14 protein-coding genes are annotated in these 19040 nt (G+C 66.9%); 5 read left to right on the plus strand and 9 right to left on the minus strand.

Annotated features, from left to right (window positions below; all coding sequences use genetic code 11):
- Nucleotides 1-11: 11 nt before the first annotated feature.
- From ACODS0_RS11400 to ACODS0_RS11420, 5 genes are all read right to left on the minus strand, one after another.
- Nucleotides 12-830, minus strand: a complete 819-nt coding sequence (locus ACODS0_RS11400; RefSeq protein WP_488834976.1) for an amidohydrolase family protein — start codon at nucleotides 828-830, stop codon at nucleotides 12-14.
- A gap of 3 nt (nucleotides 831-833) precedes the next feature.
- On the minus strand, nucleotides 834-1844 hold the full coding sequence (locus tag ACODS0_RS11405) for a tripartite tricarboxylate transporter substrate binding protein (protein WP_426306268.1): 1011 nt from the start codon (nucleotides 1842-1844) through the stop codon (nucleotides 834-836).
- Nucleotides 1845-1968: 124 nt separating this feature from the next.
- On the minus strand, nucleotides 1969-2712 hold the full coding sequence (locus ACODS0_RS11410) for a GntR family transcriptional regulator (protein ID WP_488834979.1): 744 nt from the start codon (nucleotides 2710-2712) through the stop codon (nucleotides 1969-1971).
- Between the two features lie 389 nt (nucleotides 2713-3101).
- A complete protein-coding gene (gene dbpA, locus ACODS0_RS11415) occupies nucleotides 3102-4505 on the minus strand; it encodes an ATP-dependent RNA helicase DbpA (protein ID WP_488834981.1) in 1404 nt (467 codons plus the stop codon).
- Nucleotides 4506-4538: 33 nt separating this feature from the next.
- The gene (locus ACODS0_RS11420) at nucleotides 4539-5819 is read right to left on the minus strand and encodes an MgtC/SapB family protein (protein ID WP_488834983.1); all 1281 of its coding nucleotides are present in this window, start codon (nucleotides 5817-5819) and stop codon (nucleotides 4539-4541) included.
- Between the two features lie 164 nt (nucleotides 5820-5983).
- On the opposite strand from ACODS0_RS11420, the gene ACODS0_RS11425 reads away from it, so the two are divergent.
- From ACODS0_RS11425 to ACODS0_RS11435, 3 genes are all read left to right on the plus strand, one after another.
- Nucleotides 5984-8056 carry a putative bifunctional diguanylate cyclase/phosphodiesterase gene (locus ACODS0_RS11425; protein WP_488834986.1) on the plus strand — a complete coding sequence of 691 codons (2073 nt, stop codon included), beginning with the start codon at nucleotides 5984-5986 and terminating at the stop codon, nucleotides 8054-8056.
- A 68-nt stretch (nucleotides 8057-8124) separates the two neighbouring features.
- On the plus strand, nucleotides 8125-9606 hold the full coding sequence (locus ACODS0_RS11430) for an AMP nucleosidase (protein WP_176888171.1): 1482 nt from the start codon (nucleotides 8125-8127) through the stop codon (nucleotides 9604-9606).
- Between the two features lie 24 nt (nucleotides 9607-9630).
- Entirely contained in the window at nucleotides 9631-10767 is a 1137-nt protein-coding gene (locus tag ACODS0_RS11435) for a GGDEF domain-containing protein (protein ID WP_488834989.1), read from the plus strand.
- Nucleotides 10768-10853: 86 nt separating this feature from the next.
- Here the strand turns inward: ACODS0_RS11435 and ACODS0_RS11440 are convergent, their stop codons facing one another.
- On the minus strand, nucleotides 10854-11480 hold the full coding sequence (locus ACODS0_RS11440; RefSeq protein WP_488834990.1) for an FMN-binding negative transcriptional regulator: 627 nt from the start codon (nucleotides 11478-11480) through the stop codon (nucleotides 10854-10856).
- A gap of 115 nt (nucleotides 11481-11595) precedes the next feature.
- Nucleotides 11596-12387, minus strand: a complete 792-nt coding sequence (locus ACODS0_RS11445; protein ID WP_488834993.1) for a helix-turn-helix domain-containing protein — start codon at nucleotides 12385-12387, stop codon at nucleotides 11596-11598.
- A 140-nt stretch (nucleotides 12388-12527) separates the two neighbouring features.
- On the opposite strand from ACODS0_RS11445, the gene ACODS0_RS11450 reads away from it, so the two are divergent.
- On the plus strand, nucleotides 12528-13463 hold the full coding sequence (locus tag ACODS0_RS11450; RefSeq protein WP_488834994.1) for an ATP-binding cassette domain-containing protein: 936 nt from the start codon (nucleotides 12528-12530) through the stop codon (nucleotides 13461-13463).
- Here ACODS0_RS11450 and ACODS0_RS11455 read toward each other — a convergent pair.
- Together ACODS0_RS11455 and purT are read right to left on the minus strand one after the other, a co-directional pair.
- Nucleotides 13438-15849 (minus strand): putative bifunctional diguanylate cyclase/phosphodiesterase, encoded by a 2412-nt coding sequence (locus ACODS0_RS11455; RefSeq protein WP_488834997.1) that lies wholly within the window; start codon nucleotides 15847-15849, stop codon nucleotides 13438-13440. The genes ACODS0_RS11450 and ACODS0_RS11455 overlap by 26 nt on opposite strands.
- Nucleotides 15850-15913: 64 nt before the next feature.
- Complete coding sequence (gene purT / locus ACODS0_RS11460) at nucleotides 15914-17116, minus strand: formate-dependent phosphoribosylglycinamide formyltransferase (RefSeq protein WP_488835001.1); 1203 nt, start codon at nucleotides 17114-17116, stop codon at nucleotides 15914-15916.
- Nucleotides 17117-17214: 98 nt separating this feature from the next.
- Here purT and ACODS0_RS11465 point away from each other — a divergent pair, with 98 nt between their 5' ends.
- Nucleotides 17215-18858, plus strand: a complete 1644-nt coding sequence (locus ACODS0_RS11465) for a sigma-54 interaction domain-containing protein (RefSeq protein WP_488835002.1) — start codon at nucleotides 17215-17217, stop codon at nucleotides 18856-18858.
- The last annotated feature ends 182 nt before the right edge of the window (nucleotides 18859-19040 follow it).

Here is a 19040-nt window from a genome sequence, read left to right on the forward strand (position 1 = left end):
CGCACTTCGCTTCAGCGGTACAGCTCAGCGCCCGCCATGCGCACCTTGTCGGCGCGCGCCGCGCCCAGAGCATTCACCACCGGCTCCCACACACCCGCGTAGGCGGGCATGGCGTGCGGAGCAAACGCCGTATGGGGCCAGTCCGAACCCCACACCAGCCGCTCACCCATCAGACCGGCCACGCGGCGGATCGCGCCGTGCAGTTCGGCGTAGGGGGCCCCGGCCTGAAGGCGGTACCAGCCCGACAGCTTGACCCATGCCCCCAGGTCGGCCAGCCTTGCCAGCGCCTGCCAGGCCGCATCGTCCTGCGCCAAGGCGGCGTGCATCCCCGCCAGATGGTCCAGCACACAGGGCAGCCCCGTTTGCGCATGCAGCTGGGCAATCTGCGCGAGTTGTGCGGGTGCTGCATACCACTGCACATGCCAGCCCAGCGCCTTCAGGCGGGGCGCCAGCGCCTGCATGGCCTGCGCCCCGTTGCCCACGGGAGACACCAGATTGAAACGCACGCCGCGCACGCCCAGTGCGTGCATGGTGTGCAGTTCGCTGTCGGCAATGTCGGTATCCACCACCACCACCGCGCGGTGCCGACCCGGTTCGCGGGCCAGGGCGTCGAGCACCAGCCGGTTGTCGGTGCCGTACACGCTGGGCTGCACCAACACGAGGTGGCCCACGCCCAGCTTCGCGGCTTCTGCCTCAATGCGTTCGAGAGGCTGGTGCGCAGGCTGGTAGTGCCCGGCCTGGACCGGGGCGGCGGCATCAAACACATGGATGTGCGTATCCCATCCCTCCAGGGCATCCCGCAACGGTGTGGATGTGGCCAGCGCACCCATGGGTCAGCCCACCACGATCTTGCGCTCACGGATGACCTTGCCCCACTGCGCTTGCTGGGCCTGGATGAACTTGCCCGCACTGGCCTGGGTGGCATCGGGAAAGGCATCGCCGCCCAGCGCGCGGATGCGGCCCAGCACCTCAGGGTCTGCCAGCGCCTTGCGGATGGCGTTGACCAGCTGCGTGCGCACCTCGGGCGCCATGCCCGCCGGAGCCAGCACGGGGTTCCACTCCAGCACTTCGTAGTCGGCCACGCCGGCCTGCGCCATGGTGGGCACATCGGGCAGCGAGCGAGCGCGCACGGCGCTGGTCACTGCCAGCGGCCGCAGCTTGCCCGCCTGGATGTGGCCCAGGGACGAGGCCACATTGGCAAAAAACAGCGGCACCTGGCCGCCCATCACGTCGTTCATGGCAGGGCCGCCCCCACGGTAGGGAATGTGGGACAGCCGCACGCCAGTGCGCTCTTCAAACAACGCACCCGCCAGATGCTGGGCCGAACCATTGCCGGACGACGCATAGGCCACGTCCTCGGGCTTGGCCTTGGCGCGTGCGATGACCTCCTTGACGGAATTGACACCGAAGCCCGGGTGGCACACCAGCACGTTCGGAAAGGTCGCCAACACGGCCAGTGGCACAAAGGCCGTGTTGCTGTCGTAGGGCAGCTTGGGGTAGAGCGATGGATTGACAGCGAACGACGATGCATCGAGCAGCAGTGTGGTGCCATCCGGCGTGGCGCGGGCCACCGCCGATGCGGCCAGTTGGCCGCTGGCGCCGGGCTTGTTGTCCACCACCACGCCTTGCCCCAGCGCCTCGGCCATGCGGGGCGCGATGATGCGGGCCATCAGGTCGGCACCGCCGCCTGCCGGGTAAGAGACAACCAGGGTCACGGTGCGTCCACCGCCCACGCCCGCTGCGCGGGTGTGCACCCAGGGGGCGGCCAAGGTGGCGCCCACGGCAGCCAGCGCCGCGCGGCGCGACAGACCAGGGGGGTTCAGAGGATCGGACAGATGGTGCATACAGGTCTCCTTGGTTGAGTTTTCAGGCGTTCAGGGGGACACGCAGGAAGCTGGCACCCCAAGTCCTGCAGGGGGGTGTGGAACTGGCTTGCCAGGCCACGGCCCCCTCCCCTGCGGTTGTCGTTCATGTAATGGTCACGGTGTAGTGAAAGGCATGGGCATCGCCGCGCGTGGTGCGCCATTCGACGCAGCGCCCGCCCAGGTCGTAGGCGGCCCGTTGCACCACCACGCCCGGATGGCCTGCGGCCAGCCCCAGGGGGATGGCCTGAGCGGCCGTCAGCACGGCAAAGCCAATGTCGTCCACGGCACGGTGCACATGCACGCCGCAGCGCCGCGCGAACATGGGGTACAGCAGGTCGTCCCATTCGGCGGTGCTGCCTTCGGCCAGGGGAGCAAACACATCCAGCGGCAACCACAGCTCTTCCAGCAGACAGGGCTGGTCGGCCAGCAGGCGCAAACGCTGCAGCCGCAGCACCATCTCGCCCGTGGCCAAGCCCAGCCTGCGGGCCACGACGGCCGGGGCCGCCACGCGCTGGCGTGACAGGATGCGCGAGCGTGGCATTTCGCCACTGCCGCTGTCAAACCTAAAAAAACGCAGCATCGACGCACCGGCAATCCCCTGGCGCACAAAGGTGCCCCGGCCGTGTATGCGTTCCACCAGGCCTTGCGCCACCAGGAGTTCCAGCGCACGGCGCATGGTGCCCAGCGCCACCTGGTGCTCGGTGGCCAGCAGGCTTTCTGCCGGCAGGGCCGAGCCGGGTGGCCACTCCCCTGCCACCACGCGGGCACGCAGGGCGGCGGCCAGGGCGGCGTAGCGGCTCAGTCCCGGGGCACTGTCAAAGGCAACAACTTTGTGGGATGTGGTCATACCAAGAACTATAGTCCTCTATAGGTCTTGGTGCAATGCGCAGATGCCACAGGCGGCGTGAAAAAAACAGCTGCGGAAATGATCCGCCGCCGGGCAGAACCTGACAACTATCAAATAGATAGCAACAAATGACACCCATCAAGCGCTGGCGGCATTTTTCACCCAAACTTTCACCTGCCACCAGCGCAGCCAGCCTCCGCGCAGCGGCGCTGGCCCCACGTGAGCGCCTCAGATCTGAGGGTTTTTTAGCCGAGCCCGAAAAGCGCGCGAAAACGCCTCGGATCTAGGCGCAAAGCACAGCCATAGCTCGGGCTATGGCGAGCATTTCCAACGACGAGCCGGGGCGGTTTCGCGTGCAAGGCGGGCATGGATAAAAGACTCTCAGCCTCTCAGTCCGTGACGAGCCGCGCCTTCACGGTCTTGCCCTTCACGCGGCCCTGGTTCAGGCGCTGCGCGGCCTGCGCGCCAATGGCGCGGTCCACCGCCACGTAGGTGGAGAAGTCGTTCACATTGATCTTGCCGATCTGCTCGCGGGTGTAGCCCATCTCGCCCGTGAGCGCGCCCAGTACGTCGCCCGCACGGATCTTTTCCTTGCGGCCACCGATGATCTGGATGGTGACCATGGGCGGCACCAGCGGGCCGCTGCCCGTGGGCGTGAGGTCCGCCACCGGGAACCAGCGCGACTCGCGGCCCTGCAGTTGCTCAATCTTGCCCACATAGCCCATCTCGTCCAGGCTGGCCAGGTTCAGCGCCAGGCCGTCGGCATCGCCCCGGCCGGTGCGGCCGATGCGATGGATGTGCACCTCGGGGTCGGGCGTCACATCCACGTTGATCACGGCGGCCAGGTTGGCAATGTCAAGGCCCCGCGCGGCCACGTCGGTGGCCACCAGCACCGAGCAACTGCGGTTGGCAAACTGCACCAGCACCTGATCACGCTCACGTTGCTCCAGCTCGCCAAACAGCGCCAGCGCGCTGAAGCCCTGGGCCTGCAGCACACCCACCAGGTCGCGGCACTGCTGCTTGGTGTTGCAGAACGCGATGGACGATTCTGGACGGAAGTGGTTGAGCAGCTGCGACACCGTGTGCAGGCGCTCGCTGTTTTTCACCTCGTACCAGCGCTGCTCGATCTTGCCTTCGGCATGCTGCGCCTGCACCGTGATCTGCTCGGGCGACTTCATGAACTGGGCGCTGAGCTTGGCGATGCCATCGGGGTACGTGGCCGAAAACAGCAGCGTCTGGCGCTCCTTGGGGCACTGCTTGGCCACCACGACGATGTCGTCGAAGAAGCCCATGTCGAGCATGCGGTCGGCCTCATCGAGCACCAGGGTGTTGAGCGCTTCCAGCGACAGGTGCTGGCGCTCCAGGTGGTCCATCACGCGGCCGGGCGTGCCCACCACGATGTGCGCGCCATGCTCCAGGCTCAGTGTCTGTGCGCGCAGCGGCACGCCGCCACACAGGGTCACGACCTTGATGTTTTCTTCGGCCCGCGCCAGGCGGCGGATCTCGGTGGTCACCTGGTCGGCCAGCTCGCGCGTGGGGCACAGCACCAGCGCCTGCACCGCAAAACGGCGGGGGTTGAGGTTGGCCAGCAGGGCCAGGGCAAACGCGGCGGTCTTGCCGCTGCCGGTGCTGGCCTGGGCGATCAGGTCCTTGCCCAGCAACGCGGGCGGCAGGCTGGCCGCCTGGATGGGGGTCATGGTGGTGTAGCCCAGCTGCTGCAGGTTGGCCAGCGTGGCGGGGCTCAGGGCCAGCGTGCTGAAATCAGTGCGGGCTTGGTTTTCTTTGGAGGTCATTGGCCGATTATCCGGCCCCGCCTTCACCAGCCGCTATGCCTGCAGGGCCAACACCCCCACAAAAGCCAGGGTGTGCGCCAGCACGCCCGGTGCCACAGCCAGCGCGTAGCGCCAGCCACCACTGGCCAGGGCAACCGCGCACTTGCTGCCTGCATGCACCAGCAGCGCGGCCATCAGGGCCTGTGCGATGGCGGGTGCGGCCGCGCTGTGCGGGCCGCCGCGCACCAGCACGGCCGCCGTGGCGGCATGCACGTCGGCCAGGGCCGCCAGCAGCGCGCCCGCCAGCATGCCCGCGTCGCCTTGCCACGCCGTGAGCCCCTGCACACCGGCCTGAATGCCCGTGAGCAGAGCCGCAATCAGCAAGGCATCGCGCAGCTTGAACATAGGGGTGTCAGGGGGTACAGCAACCGCCACGTCCACGCCGGCGTCCGTAGCCTTCGCAGACAGGCGCGCCGCACCGCGCCCGCCCCACCATCCCACGGCGGCCGCCACACACCCGCCCGCCAGCGCGGGCAGCCACAGCCGCGCCAGCCACTGCGGCTGCACGGTGGCGGCCACCACCACGATCTGGGCCATGGTGGCCACACACGACAGCACCGCTGCGCCTGCGTTGGTGCGCGCTGTGGCCCGGCCCGCTCGCACCTCCATACCCAGGCTGCCGATGGTGGCGGTGCTCGACACAAACCCGGAGGCCAGCGCCGACAGCGCCACGGCATGGCGCGCCTGCATCAGTCGCTTGGCCAGGTGCGCCAGCGACTGGATCACCAGCAACACGATGACCAGGCGCACCACCACCTGCGGGTTCAGCACGTCTTGCCACAGGGGGGTGTTGGGGGCCAGTGGATACACCAGCAAAGCCAAGGCGGCCAGAATGAGCCCGCTGCGCACCTCGCCGGGCTGCAGCCACTGGTTGGAAAACTGGTGCAACACGTCCCGCAACGCCAGCAGCCCCGTCACCACCACCGCCAGGGCGGCGGCCAGCAACTGGTCGCGCGCGCAGGTCACCCCGATCAGATAGGCCAGAAACAAGGCGATCTCGGTGGTGACGCCAGGGTCGCCGGAGCGGTCGCGCGCATAGGCCACCACCGTGAGGGCCGCTACCAACACGGCCCCCACCACCACCAGCACAGGAACCGCCGTGAGCGCAGCTGCCGCGCCCCCCAGGGAAGCCAGGGTGAACGACCGCACCCCGGCCAGCGCCCGGTCGGGCCCCGCCCCTTTGCGACGCTCGCGCTCAATACCCATCAGCAAACCGCACCCCGCTGCGCTCGCCAGCACGGCCACCGCTGAGGAAAAACCTCCGAACTCCTGCATGGAACTCCCGCACCTTTCCTGTCTTTTGTTCTTCTGGCAATGCCCCATGGTGACAGAAAGACCCACCGCAACCCACCCACCCGCGCAGCAAACTTGCATGGGGAGTTGCCCCAAGCCTTGCTGTCAGGTCTATCGGCTATAACAAAACCCATCAGCGCCTGCCCATGCAAGACCTTACCAACGCAGCCCCCACCCCTGGCCCCCGTGGCTCCAGCGATGCTTTGCTGCGGCTGATTGCAGATTCCGTGCCCGCGCTGATGGCCTACTACAACCTGCCCGGCCTGTGCTGCCAGTTCGCCAACCAAGGCTATGCCGCCTACAACGGCCACACGACCGAGTCCATCCTGGGCCTCACGGTGCAGGAGGCCATCGGCGACAAGGCCTGGCTGGCCATCCAGCCGCATGTGGAACGGTCCGCATGCGGCGAACATGTGAAGTACACACGTGAGCAGACCTTGCCCAATGGCGAGGCCCGCATGATCGAGGTCAACCTGATCCCGCACTTTGACGCCAGCGCGCAGCAGCTGGGCTCGTTCGTTCTGATCACCGACATCACTGAGCGCTGGCGCGCGGAGCGCCAAGTGCGCCAGAGCGAAGAGCGCATGCGCAAGTTCACCGAGGCCACGGACGAGGCCATCGTGTTCCACCGCGACGGCATCATCACCGACGGCAATGAGGCACTCACCCGCCTGACGGGTTATGCGCTGCAGGAGGTGGTGGGGTTTTCCATCTTCCACTTCATCAGTCCGGAATGGAGGGCCGTGGCGCTGGACTACACGCGCACCGGGCGCGAAGACCCCTACGAAGTGACCATCCGCCACAAGGACGGTCATGTCATTCCCGTGGAGGTGGTGGGAAAGACCATGCCACTGCACCATGCCGACTACCGCATCGTGGTGGTGCGTGACATCACGGCCCGCAAGCAGGCCCAGGAACGCGAGGCCTTCATTGCGCTGCACGACACGCTTACACAGTTGCCCAACCGCCACTTCCTGATGGAGCAGCTGTCGCAGGTGCTGTCGCTGGCCCGCAGGCGCCACGGCCGTGCGGCCGTGCTTTTTGTGAACCTGGACCATTTCAAGACGGTGAACGACTCGCTGGGCCACCATGCAGGCGACCAGCTGCTGTGCAACGTGGCCGAACGCCTGCGCCAGGGCGTGCGCGACGCTGACGTGGTGGCGCGGCTGGGCGGCGATGAGTTTGTGGTGGTGCTGACCGATGTGCAGGGCCCCGACGATGCCGCCCGGGTGGCCGACAAGCTGCTGGCGTCCATGCACGGCGTGTTCACCCTGGGCCAGGTGCCGCTGACGGTGTCCCCCTCCATCGGTATCAGCCTGTTCCCCGAACACGCCACCACCGGCGATGCACTGCTGCGCTGCGCCGATGCAGCCATGCACCACGCCAAGGAAAGTGGCCGCGGCAACCGCCAGTTCTACACCCCGAGCATGGAAGCCAGCGCCATCGACGTGCTGCAGCACGAGCGCCTTCTGCGCGAGGCCATTGTGGACAACGCCTTTGCGCTGCACTACCAGCCCCAAATCAGCCTGGAAGACGGCTCCCTGCAGGGGCTGGAGGCTCTGGTGCGCTGGCGCCACCCGCAGCGCGGCCTGGTGGGGCCGGACGAGTTCATCACCTTTTCGGAATCGCGCGGCCTCATCACCCCCATCGGCCGCTGGGTGATGCGCGAGGCCTGCCGCCAGCTCAAGGAATGGCAGGACGAAGGCCTGGCCCTGGTGCCCGTGGCGGTGAACCTGTCGGCCCTCGAATTTCGCCAGCGCGATGTCGCTGGCGAAATCGCCGCGGCGCTGCGCGATACCGGCCTGGCGCCGCAGTACCTGGGGATTGAGCTGACCGAATCCGTGCTCATGCACCAGACCGGCCAGGTGCTGGACACCCTCAATGCCCTCAAAGCGCTGGGCGTGGGCATCTCGATCGACGACTTTGGCACGGGGTATTCGTCGCTGGCCTACCTCAAGCGCTACCCCATCGACAGCCTCAAGATCGACCGGTCTTTTGTGGTGGACACGCCCGGCAACCCCGACGACGTGGCCATCGTCACGGCCGTCATTCAGATGGCCCGCAGCCTGCAGCTCAAAACCGTGGCCGAAGGGGTGGAAACCCCGGCGCAGGTGCAATTGCTCAAGGGCCTGGGGTGTGACCTGATCCAGGGGCATGTGGTGTCGGTGCCGCTGGATGCCGTGGCGCTCCAGCGCTGGATGCGCGATTTGCCGGTTTAAGAACCTGTTTCCGATCCCTTCCCGGTGCCGTCACACAGACACGTTCCCGGCTTGTGGACAATAGGGGCATGCCCCTCATCCCCGACTTCATCGCCCCCACCCGCCACACCGACCCGGCCGACGCACTGGCCCAGGTGCAGCGCATTTACCAGCAACAGATTGGCCACCTGCGCGACGCCATGCAGCGTTTTGTGGCGGGCGAAACGCCCGAAGGCGCCGTGCGCGCGTTCTACCCCTTTGTACGGGTGCACACCACCACCGTGGCGCGGGCCGACACCAAGCTGGCCTATGGTTTTGTGGAAGGCCCTGGGCGCTACGAAACCACCCTCACCCGGCCCGACCTGTTCGCTCACTACTACGCCGAGCAGTTTCGCCTGCTGCGCGCCAGCCACAACGTGGAGCTGGAAGTGGGCACCAGCGCCCACCCCATTCCGATCCATTTTTCGTTTGCCGAGCACGACCACATCGAGGGCACGCTGACGCCCGAGCGCCGCATGCTGATGCGCGACGTGTTCGACCTGCCCGACCTGGCTGCCATGGACGACGGCATCGCCAACGGCACCTGGCAGGCCCGCCCAGGCGAGGCGCAGCCGCTGTCGCTGTTCACCGCGCCGCGCGTGGACTACTCGCTGCACCGCCTGCGCCACTACACGGGAACGGCGCCCGAGTGGTTCCAGAACTTCGTGCTGTTCACGAATTACCAGTTCTACATCGACGAATTTGTGCGCCTGGGCCACGCCGAGATGGCCAAGCCCGACAGTGAATACATCGCCTTCATCGAGCCGGGCAACGTGGTCACCCGCCGCGTGGGATTGAGTGCCCAGCCCGGCGACGAACTGGGCGTAGCCCCGCCGCGCTTGCCGCAAATGCCCGGCTACCACCTCGTGCGCGCAGACAGCAGCGGCATCACCATGGTCAACATCGGCGTAGGCCCCGCCAACGCCAAGACCATCACCGACCACATCGCCGTGTTGCGCCCCCACGCCTGGATGATGCTGGGCCACTGCGCGGGCCTGCGCAACAGCCAACAGCTGGGCGACTACGTGCTGGCCCACGCCTATGTGCGTGAGGACCATGTGCTGGACGAAGACCTGCCGCTGTGGGTGCCCATCCCGGCGCTGGCCGAGATCCAGCTCGCATTGCAGCAGGCCGTGGCCGATGTCACACAGATCAGCGGCGCCGACCTGAAGCGCGTGATGCGCACCGGCACCGTGGCCAGCACCGACAACCGCAACTGGGAGCTGCTGCCCGACAACACGCCCCAGCGCCGTTTCAGCCAGAGCCGCGCCGTGGCGCTGGACATGGAAAGTGCCACCATCGCCGCCAATGGCTTTCGCTTTCGCGTGCCCTACGGCACCCTGCTGTGCGTGAGCGACAAGCCCCTGCACGGCGAAATCAAGCTGCCCGGCATGGCCAACCACTTCTACCGCGAGCGGGTGGACCAGCACCTGCGCATCGGCATGCGCGCCATCGAGATCCTGCGCAACGGCGGCGTGGACCGCCTGCACAGCCGCAAGCTGCGCAGCTTTGCCGAGGTCGCTTTTCAGTAAACACAGGCCCCGGGGCCGCTGCGTATGCCACTGGATTTCCTCACGCTGATGACGGTCATGGCGGCCAACCTGTTCATGATCTCGGCCGCGCTGCCGCTGATCATGGGCCGGGACGTGAGCCGCGCGGCCCGCCATGTGCAGGCCAGCATGCTGCTGCAGGCCGTGGCCTGGGCGGCCATCATTGCCTCATCCACCCTGTGGGACCAGGCCCTTTCCACCGTGTCGATTGCCTGCAACGCGGCCGCACAGTGGATGCTGTACCGGGCGCTCGAAGAATGGCTGGGCCCCCGTCCCTTGCGCCGCCTGCTGCTGGTGCTGGTGATAGCCGCCCCGCTGGGCTACACCCTGGGCTTTGGTCACTACGCCTGGCGCGTGGGCTGGGCCAACTTTGTATTGGCCACCATCCTGTGCATCGTTGCGCGCGCCACCCTGGCGCCTGTGGTCGAGGCCAACCTGCGCTGGCGCAGCCTGCTGTTGGGCTGCCTGCTGACGTCGGCCGCGTTCACGTTGGCGCGGGGCATGCTGGGCGCCTTCACCGACCAGTACCCCAGCTTTCGCACGCCCCATCCCGTCAACCTGGCAGCTGCTGTGGCCACCAATGTGAGCCTGGTGCTGGGCACGGTCGCCCTGCTGGTGGCCTGGCGGTCGGAGGCTGAACACAAGCTGCGCACGCTGGCGATGACCGACGGCCTCACCGGCGTGCTCAACCGGCGCGGCTTCACCACCCAAGGCAGCAGCCTGCTGGCCCACGCCGCACGCCACCAGTTGCCCATGACGGCAATGATGCTGGACCTGGACCACTTCAAGCAGGTCAACGACACCCACGGCCACGAGGCCGGAGACCGCGCCCTGCAACTGTTTGCCCGCCTGCTGGGTGACACCTGCCGCAGCGGCGACCTGGTTGGCCGCCTGGGTGGCGAGGAGTTTGGTGTGCTGCTGTTGCACAACAGCGAGCCCGCCGGACTGGCCTTGGACCGGCGACTGCGCCGGCGCCTGCACGCAGCCAGTGTGGCCGAGCTGGGCTTTGCGCTGGACTACAGCGCCGGGATGGCCGTCCTGCAGCCCTGTGAGGCCGCACTGGCGGAACTGATGGCCCGTGCCGACGGCGCGTTGTATGAGGCAAAAACCGCAGGTCGTGGCCGGTTGATGTCCGCCTCCTGATGCGTTCCATTTCGCGAAATGCTATTTTTGGGATAGCAACGAGTGCTTAAAAAAAAAGCGCTCACAGCTTTTTTTGAACATTTCCATCAGGAAGCCATGAGCCGTGCCACATCGCGCGCGGCGCCAGAGCGCTCCTTGGACAGGTGCTCGATCAGGCTACACCGGTCCGCTTCGGTGCGTTGCTGCGACAGGAAACGTTTGCCGGTCAGGTGATCGATATCTATTTCAAAACCCCGCAAACGCCGGGCGGCCTCTTCCACAAAACCGGAGTCGGCATGCTCCAGCAGCCACGGCGCATCGCGCCAGACCTCCTGCGATAGCGTGAGCGCCTTCAGGTGGGCCTGCAGCCAGTCGCGGCAATCGATGCAACGCAGACGCCCCCGGGCCTCGACCGCTGCGTAGTTCCAGCTGGGTGCCAAGCGTCCGCTGCGCTGGCCATTCACATACCAGCGCGGTGAAATGTAGGCGTTGGGGCTCTGAAAAACGACCAGCACCTCGATGCCATCCCTGCCCGGCTGCACCAGCGGATGCTCCCGGCCCACATGTCCCCGCAGGCGAGTGGCTCCACCCGCTTCGGTACAAAGTTCCAGGGGCAGCAGATTCGCCTCCAGCCCCTCGCGCGTCACAGCCACCAAAGTGGCCAATGGATAAGCGCGCATGAGGTGGTGCATGGCATGGGGGTCTTCCAACTGGAACAGGGATTGACTGTGCATGGCATTTGGGCAATCAGAAACCGACAGTCTGGCCCCACGCAAGGTTCGCGTCTTGAACGTTTCGGCCACGCTCCAATTGCAGCCCAAGGACCTTCCCACAGATCCGGATCCGTTTTTATACGAACAAGCGGACCAGCGGAGCTGGCGCTGGCGCTGCGGGCGTAAAGCCGCCAAACCGGCGGAACTCACGGGTCATGTGAGCCTGGTCGGCGTAACCGGCCGCCATGGCCACGTCACTGAGCGTGCCAACGCCGGTATCCAGCAGCTCCATAGCGCGCTGGAAGCGCAAGACCCCCGACAGGGTCCGCAGCGGGTACCCCGCAGCCTCCACCATGTCCCGGCGCAGCGTACGCGACGGACTTTCTGCGCCCGGCGCGTCGCCAACGTCCCCCGCCTGAATGCGCTGTTTCATCTGCGCGATGGCCTGGAGTGCGCGGCCGTGCGCAGCCGTTACCACCGCCCGAGCAGCCAGCGTACTAGCCACGGCACACAAGGCGGCCTGCACACGGGGCAAGGAGTCTGCGCGCACAACCGCATCGGCCAGCGGCCCCAGCAGCGCCAAGGCACATGGCCCCGTGAGGGCTTGGTTGCGCAGCGTACGCGGTACAACCCCCAGACACACGCCCCCCCAGCCAATGTGAAAGCGCACGCCTACCAGCACGGTGTTGGACCGCAAAACCACCTGCGTGGGTGTGTCGGCGGGGCCCGCCACTACCGGCCGGACCGACGCCACAGAGCCGTCTGGCTGCAGCACACAATGCGCGACCAGATCCATCCGGCCGTCTGGCAGCACCCGCTGCGGCTGCCCTGCAGCAACGCCACAGCGCCACACCGCTTCGATACGGGTGGCATCGAGTGTGCCCAAAGGCAGTTCTACGTAGCCGGTATCCAGCGCTGCAATTCCCATATCCCCTTTCGCTCTGTCACGCCATCTGGGCAACAAATGCCGGCCCCCGCAGTGACCACACGCCTTGGCGCGAAAGCCGATCGATGGACACCCGGCACGCGGCCCTCGTGGGCAGCGCCAGCATCGCACACAATCGCCCCATGACTGCACTTTTTGAAGCTCTGCATCTGCGCAAACGTTATGGCGAGACCACCGTGGTGGACGACGTGTCCTTCGCGATTGCTCCCGGCGAATGCCTGGGCGTCATCGGCCCCAACGGTGCTGGAAAGACCACTACCATTCGCATGTGCCTGGGCCTGGCGTCACCGGATGGCGGCGAAGTGCATTTCACCTCCAAGCCCGGCACCGCACCGCTGCACATGCCACGCGATGCGCTAGGCATCAAGGCGCAACTGGGCGTGGTCACGCAGTTTGACACCCTCGACCCAGACTTCACCTGCGCCGAGAACCTGCGCGTATTCGGCCGCTACTTTGGGCTGAAGGGCGCAGTGATGGACGAGCGTGTACCCCAGTTGCTGGAGTTCGCAGCCCTCACCCACAAGGCCGACGCCAAGCCGGGCGAGCTGTCGGGCGGCATGAAGCGGCGCCTGTCGCTGGCGCGCGCGCTGGTCAACAACCCGCGCCTGCTGCTGCTGGACGAGCCCACCACAGGCCTGGACCCGCAAGCCCGCCACCTGATGTGGGAGCGCCTGCAACTGCTGCTGCAGCAAGGCAAGTCGATCCTGCTGACCACCCACTTCATGGACGAGGCCGAGCGCCTGTGCTCGCGCCTGCTGGTGCTGGACCACGGCCGCAAGATTGCGGAAGGCCGCCCGCGCGAGCTGATCGCCCAGCACCTGGAGCCGGATGTGGTGGAGGTGTTCGGCGTGGGGGCCGTGCAGATGTCCGAAGACGCCGCGCTGCGTGCCCTGGCCGCGCGCGTGGAGATCAGCGGCGAGACGGTGTTTTTCTACACCCAGAACGCCCAGCCGCTGTTGCAGGCGCTGGGGCAGCATGGCCACCTGCGCACGCTGCACCGGCCTGCGAATCTGGAGGATTTGTTCCTCAAGCTCACGGGGCGGCAGATCCGGGAATAGGGCCGGCGGGAGGGCCTGCCACCCGGCCCTGCCACCAGTTTTCAAGGTCTTGTGGCGCGCAAGGCTGGGAAAAGAGGTAACCCTGTAGTTCGTCGCAGCCCAGCCGGGCCAGCCACTGGGCTTGGTGGTCGGTTTCCACGCCCTCGGCCACCGTGCGCAGGCCCAGCCTTTGCGCCAGGGCCACGATGGCGTCCACCAGCATTTCGCCCCGGTCGTTGCTCCCCAGGTCGTTGACGAAAGAGCGGTCGATCTTGAGCTTGCGCACCGGAAACCGCTTGAGCTGGCTCAGTGAAGAATAGCCGGTGCCGAAGTCGTCGATGGCCAGCTGCACACCCAGAGCGGTGAGGCGCTGCATGGTCTGCAGGGCCTCCTCCACGGGCTCCATGATCGAGCTTTCAGTGATTTCCAATTGCAGCAACCGGGGTGGGCACCCGGTGCTTTGCAAGGCGCGGGCCACCACCTGGTCCAGCTCGGGCTCCTGGAACTGACGGGCCGAGAGGTTCACCGCCACCGGGATCTCCCCCCACCCGGCATCCAGCCACCGCCGTGCCTGCGCGCAGGCCTCGTTCAGCACCCATTCGCCCAGTGGCACGATCAGCCCCGTTTCTTCCGCAATGCCGATGAACTGCAGCGGAGACACCAGCCCACGCTCCGGGTCCGCCCACCGCACCAGCGCCTCCACCGACGACACCCGACCCGTCCGCGCATCCATGATGGGCTGATAGTGCAGGCGCAGCCCGTCGTGCTCGATGGCATGGCGCAGGCCCGCCTCCACCCGCAGGCGCTCCGTCAACACCTCCGTCATGTGCGGGCTGAAGAAAGCCAGTCGATTCCCCCCCAGGTCCTTGGCGTCGTACATGGCCACGTCTGCATTGCGCAACAACAGGTCGCCAGAGTCCCCATCCTGCGGGAAGACCGCAATGCCCAGGCTGGTGCCCAGCAACCAGCTGGACGTGCCGGTCTCCACAGGCAGGGTCAGCGCCCGCACAATGCGCCGCGCCATGGGCTCCACCACCGCCGGGTCCGGCAGGTCGGGCAGCACCACCACAAACTCATCCCCACCCGGCCGGGCCACCACATCGCCAGGACGCACACAACCCTGCAACCGGACCGCCACCTCCTTGAGCAAGGCATCGCCCCGGGCATGTCCCAGGCTGTCATTCACCCCTTTGAACCGGTCCAGGTCCATGGCCAGAACGGCCACGCAGTGGCCCTGCTCCCGCGCCCGGTCCAACGCCGCGTCCAGCCGCTCCGTGAGGCTGTAGCGGTTGGCCAAGTCGGTCAGGGGGTCTCGCCGCGCCTGGCGCTCCAGCGTCTCCGTGTGTTGCGCGATGGACTGCTGCTGGCGCAGCAGGGACTCCGCCATCCGGTCCAGTGCCCGGGCCACCTGCCCCAGCTCTCCCGGTGGATAGGGTGTACCAATGGGTTCGGCGTAGTTGCCAGCATCCATGCGGCCAATGGCACGTATGGCGCGCATGGCATGGCGGCGCACCGCAAATTCCACCAACAGAAAAGCCGCAACGAACACGATGACCGCCAGCGCCAGCACCCCCAGCAGTGCGCGCCGGAACTGGCGCTCCACCGGGCCACGCAGGTCGTCCTCGGGCACGGCCAGGGCCAGACGCAGATCCGAGCCCTGTGCGCGCGGCAACTGGGCGCGCACCCAGACGCGACGCACGCGATCGGCCCCCTCCATCACGGCATGCCCTTCGACTGCTTGCAACATGAAAGTGCGTTCGGCGTCCCCCAGGGTCAGCGGCGCCACCTCCGGCCGCCGGAAGTCCATGACCACCGAACCGTCGGCATTCCATACCTGCAGATGCATGCGCTCATAGCGCTGTGCATGCACCGTGGCCTGCCCGTAGTCCTGCATGTCGAGCGAGGCCAGCAGGATGAAGCGCAACGCGCCTCCCGCATCGCGCACCGGGTAGGCCACCTGCAGCACCCCCTTGCCCGTCAGGCGGCCTATGACCGCTTCCAGCACCGGCCCGGAGGCCGTCAGCGCACGCTGAAAGTAACTGCGGTCCCGGAGGTCCAGGGTACGGCCACTGCGCAGCGAATCACAGAACAGGGAGCCATCGGGCTGGATGGTGAGGATGCCGGTGTACTGAGGATGTTCCTTGAGGACATCTGCCAGGAAATCAGAGCAGGCGGCCTTATCGCCCGCCGCCAGCAGGGGTACGCGCCCAAGGCCAAACAGGAGTTGCCCGGTACCAGCGATCTTGTCGTCCAGGTCGCTGGCAATGATGCCTGCCCGGGCCACCAGTCGGTCGCGCGCCTGTCCGGTGGTGGCCACCCGGAACTCCAAAAGCAGCCACACCAGGGCCGGCACAGGCAACAAAGAGGCTGCCAGCACCAGCCACAGGATCCGCGCACTCAGGCTCACAGGGGTTCTCCTTCACAGAAGCGCCGTCGTCGCACCGGCCCGCCGCAACTGCGGCCGCAGGCTATCAGGCCACGCGGGGCCTGACCTTGCTCGCCGCCAGCTTGGCGTTCGCGCGCGCCGTGTCCACATTCTGAGCCCGAGCCAGCGCCACGCCCATGCGGCGCTTCACAAAACTCTCGGGCTTGCCGAACAGGCGCAGATCGGTGCCCGGCACGCGCAGGGCTTCTTCCACACCATCGAACACGATGCCCTGGGCTTCCACGCCGCCGTAGATGACGGCGCTGGCGCCGGGGTTGCGCAGGCTGGTGTCCACGGGCAGGCCCAGGATGGCGCGGGCGTGCAGCTCGAACTCGCTCTGGTGCTGGGTGCACAGCGTGACCAGGCCCGTGTCGTGCGGGCGGGGGCTCACTTCGCTGAACCACACGTTCTCGCCCTTCACGAACAGCTCCACGCCAAACAATCCCTGGCCGCCCAGGTTGTCGGTGACGGCCTTGGCGATCTGGCGCGACTTTTCGAGTGCGGTCGGGTGCATGGGGTGGGGCTGCCAGCTTTCCACATAGTCGCCACTCACCTGCACATGGCCGATGGGGTCGCAGAAGCTGGTGGTGATTTGGCCATCTGTGCCCACCGACCGCACGGTGAGCTGGGTGATCTCGTAGTCAAAGTCGATGAAGCCCTCGACGATCACGCGGCCGTGGCTCACGCGGCCACCGGCCATGGCGTAGTCCCAGGCCTTTTGCACGTCGGCGGGGCCGTCGATCTTGCTCTGGCCCTTGCCGGAGCTGCTCATCACGGGCTTGACGATGCAGGGGTAGCCGATACCTGCGTCAATCGCAGCCTGCAGTTCTTCCAGCGAATTGCAGAACTTGTAGGGGCTGGTGGGCAGGCCCAGCGTTTCGGCGGCCAGCACGCGGATGCCTTCACGGTCCATGGTCAGGCGCGCTGCGCGGGCCGTGGGGATCACGCGCACGGTGCCCGCGGCTTCCAGCTCTTCGAGCATGGGGGTGGCGATGGCTTCGATCTCGGGCACCACCAGGTGGGGCCGTTCGGCTTCGATCAGCGCCTTGAGCTGGGCCGGGTCGCTCATGGTGATGGTGCGCGCGTGGTGGGCCACCTGCTGGCCGGGCGCGTTCTCATAGCGGTCCACGGCAATGGTTTCCACCCCCAGGCGTTGCAGCGCGATCAGCACCTCTTTGCCCAGCTCGCCCGAGCCCAGCAGCATGACTTTGGTGGCATGGGGGGACAGAGGGGTTCCGAGGGTGGTCATGGTGGGGGTTGCTTTCAAGAAAGGTGAAAAGTGGGTGAAGAGGCAGAACGCAGGGGACTGTAATTCAACCGGGCGCAGAACTTGCAATCGCGCTGGGCATGCCCCCACCCTCCCCGCCCTCCTCCTCCAGCGCGGCCCGCTCACACAGCCCCACTGACTGGCACGCCCAGGAGCTGCTGCTGATGCGCGAGGTGATGCGCCTCATCGGCCGCAGCCTGGCGCCGGGCCTGGTGCTGCGCGAGATGCTGCACCTGATGAGCGAACTGCTGGGCCTGAACCGGGGGCGCATCGTGCTGGTGGACAACACACCCCCCTCCCCAGCCGGAGCGCCGCGCACCGCCTCCATCCAGCACGCCTACGGCCTCACCCAGGCCGAGGTGCAGCGCGGGCGGTACGCCTGGGGCGAGGGCATTACAGGCCGCGTGCTGGCCACGGGGCAGCCGGCCATCGTGCAGGACATTGATGCCGAACCGCTGTTTCTGGTCCGCGCGGTGGAGCGCAGCCAGCTGCCGCCCGAGACGGTGGCCTTCATCGCCCTGCCCATCGAGGTCAACAACGCGCCCATCGGCGTGCTGGCCTGTCACCGCATCCGCAGCCGCCAGCGCCACCTGAACGACGACCTGGCGGTGCTGCGCGTGCTGGCCACGCTGGTCGGGCAGCTGCTGCAGCTGGAAGCCCTGGTCGCCGAGCAGACGCGGCAGCTGCAGGCGCGCAACGCCGTGCTGGCCAATGCGCTCAACACCAAAAGCGCGCGCTACGGGCTCATTGGCAGCTCGCCACCGCTGCTGCAGGCCTTGAGCGAGCTCGAGCGTGTGTCGCAAACCCAGGCCACCGTGCTGCTGCTGGGCCAGTCGGGCACGGGCAAGGAGCTGTTTGCGCGCGCCGTGCACCTGGCCAGCGGGCGGCGCGACCGGCCTTTCATCAAGGTCAACTGCTCAGCCATTCCGGACGCGCTGTTCGAATCTGAACTGTTTGGCTACGAAAAAGGGGCGTTCACGGGCGCCAGCACAGCCCGCGCGGGCTGGTTCGAGCAGGCCGACAGCGGCACCATCTTTCTGGATGAGATTGGCGAGCTGCCGCTGGCCATGCAGTCCAAACTGCTGCGCACGCTGCAGGAGGGCACGCTGGTGCGCCTGGGTGGGCAGCGCGAGGTCAAGGTCAACGTGCGCCTGGTGGCGGCCACCCACCGCGACCTGGCGGCCGATGTGGAGGCCGGGCGCTTTCGGCAGGACCTGTACTACCGCCTGCACGTGATTCCGATCCATCTGCCCTCGCTGGCCGAGCGGCGTGAAGACATCCGCGCGCTGGCGCTGCACTTTGTGAGCCGCGCCAACCAGGCGCACCAGCGCAACGTGAACCTCTCGCCCGACGCGCTGGCGCGGCTGGAAGAACACCCCTGGCCCGGCAACATCCGCGAGCTGGGCAATGTGATCGAACGCCTGGTGCTGCTGACCAATGACACGCTGGTAACGCGTGGCGAGCTGGACCGGTTTCTGCCCGCTGCGGCTGTGGTTTTGCCACCCGCACCGGCGCCCATTCAGCAGATTCAGGCCGAGATGCCGTCTACCCCTATCGCCGCAGCACCGCTGGTGCGCGACTACGCCTCGGCCCAGTCCCACAGCGTTCAGGTGCTGCAGGCTGCGCTGGTCGAACACCACGGCAACCAATCGCGCGCGGCGCAGAGCCTGGGGTTGACGCTCCGGCAGTTCGCTTACCGGCTGCGCAAAGCAGGCTTGAAGTGACGCCCAACACTGTGTCAACAATTTGTAGACACAGTGTTCAGCGTCCGCGTTGGACAGGCTGCGCTCTGGTGATAGTCGGCACAAAATACTATTAAATCAGTAGCTGCCAGCGCTTTACCAATAAGCGCTAGCAGCCTATTTCATTCAAATTTCTTTGCATTCACAAGCTCTGGCACACCTGT

It is taken from the genome of Acidovorax sp. FG60, from assembly GCF_057808995.1.

Coding starts and splice junctions, on each gene's coding strand:
- ACODS0_RS11400 (WP_488834976.1), bottom strand. CDS start 830: ATGGGTGCGCTGGCCACATCCACACCGTTGCGGGATGCCCTGGAGGGA.
- ACODS0_RS11405 (WP_426306268.1), bottom strand. CDS start 1,844: ATGCACCATCTGTCCGATCCTCTGAACCCCCCTGGTCTGTCGCGCCGC.
- ACODS0_RS11410 (WP_488834979.1), bottom strand. CDS start 2,712: ATGACCACATCCCACAAAGTTGTTGCCTTTGACAGTGCCCCGGGACTG.
- dbpA (WP_488834981.1), bottom strand. CDS start 4,505: ATGACCTCCAAAGAAAACCAAGCCCGCACTGATTTCAGCACGCTGGCC.
- ACODS0_RS11420 (WP_488834983.1), bottom strand. CDS start 5,819: ATGCAGGAGTTCGGAGGTTTTTCCTCAGCGGTGGCCGTGCTGGCGAGC.
- ACODS0_RS11425 (WP_488834986.1), top strand. CDS start 5,984: ATGCAAGACCTTACCAACGCAGCCCCCACCCCTGGCCCCCGTGGCTCC.
- ACODS0_RS11430 (WP_176888171.1), top strand. CDS start 8,125: ATGCCCCTCATCCCCGACTTCATCGCCCCCACCCGCCACACCGACCCG.
- ACODS0_RS11435 (WP_488834989.1), top strand. CDS start 9,631: ATGCCACTGGATTTCCTCACGCTGATGACGGTCATGGCGGCCAACCTG.
- ACODS0_RS11440 (WP_488834990.1), bottom strand. CDS start 11,480: ATGCACAGTCAATCCCTGTTCCAGTTGGAAGACCCCCATGCCATGCAC.
- ACODS0_RS11445 (WP_488834993.1), bottom strand. CDS start 12,387: ATGGGAATTGCAGCGCTGGATACCGGCTACGTAGAACTGCCTTTGGGC.
- ACODS0_RS11450 (WP_488834994.1), top strand. CDS start 12,528: ATGACTGCACTTTTTGAAGCTCTGCATCTGCGCAAACGTTATGGCGAG.
- purT (WP_488835001.1), bottom strand. CDS start 17,116: ATGACCACCCTCGGAACCCCTCTGTCCCCCCATGCCACCAAAGTCATG.
- ACODS0_RS11465 (WP_488835002.1), top strand. CDS start 17,215: ATGCCCCCACCCTCCCCGCCCTCCTCCTCCAGCGCGGCCCGCTCACAC.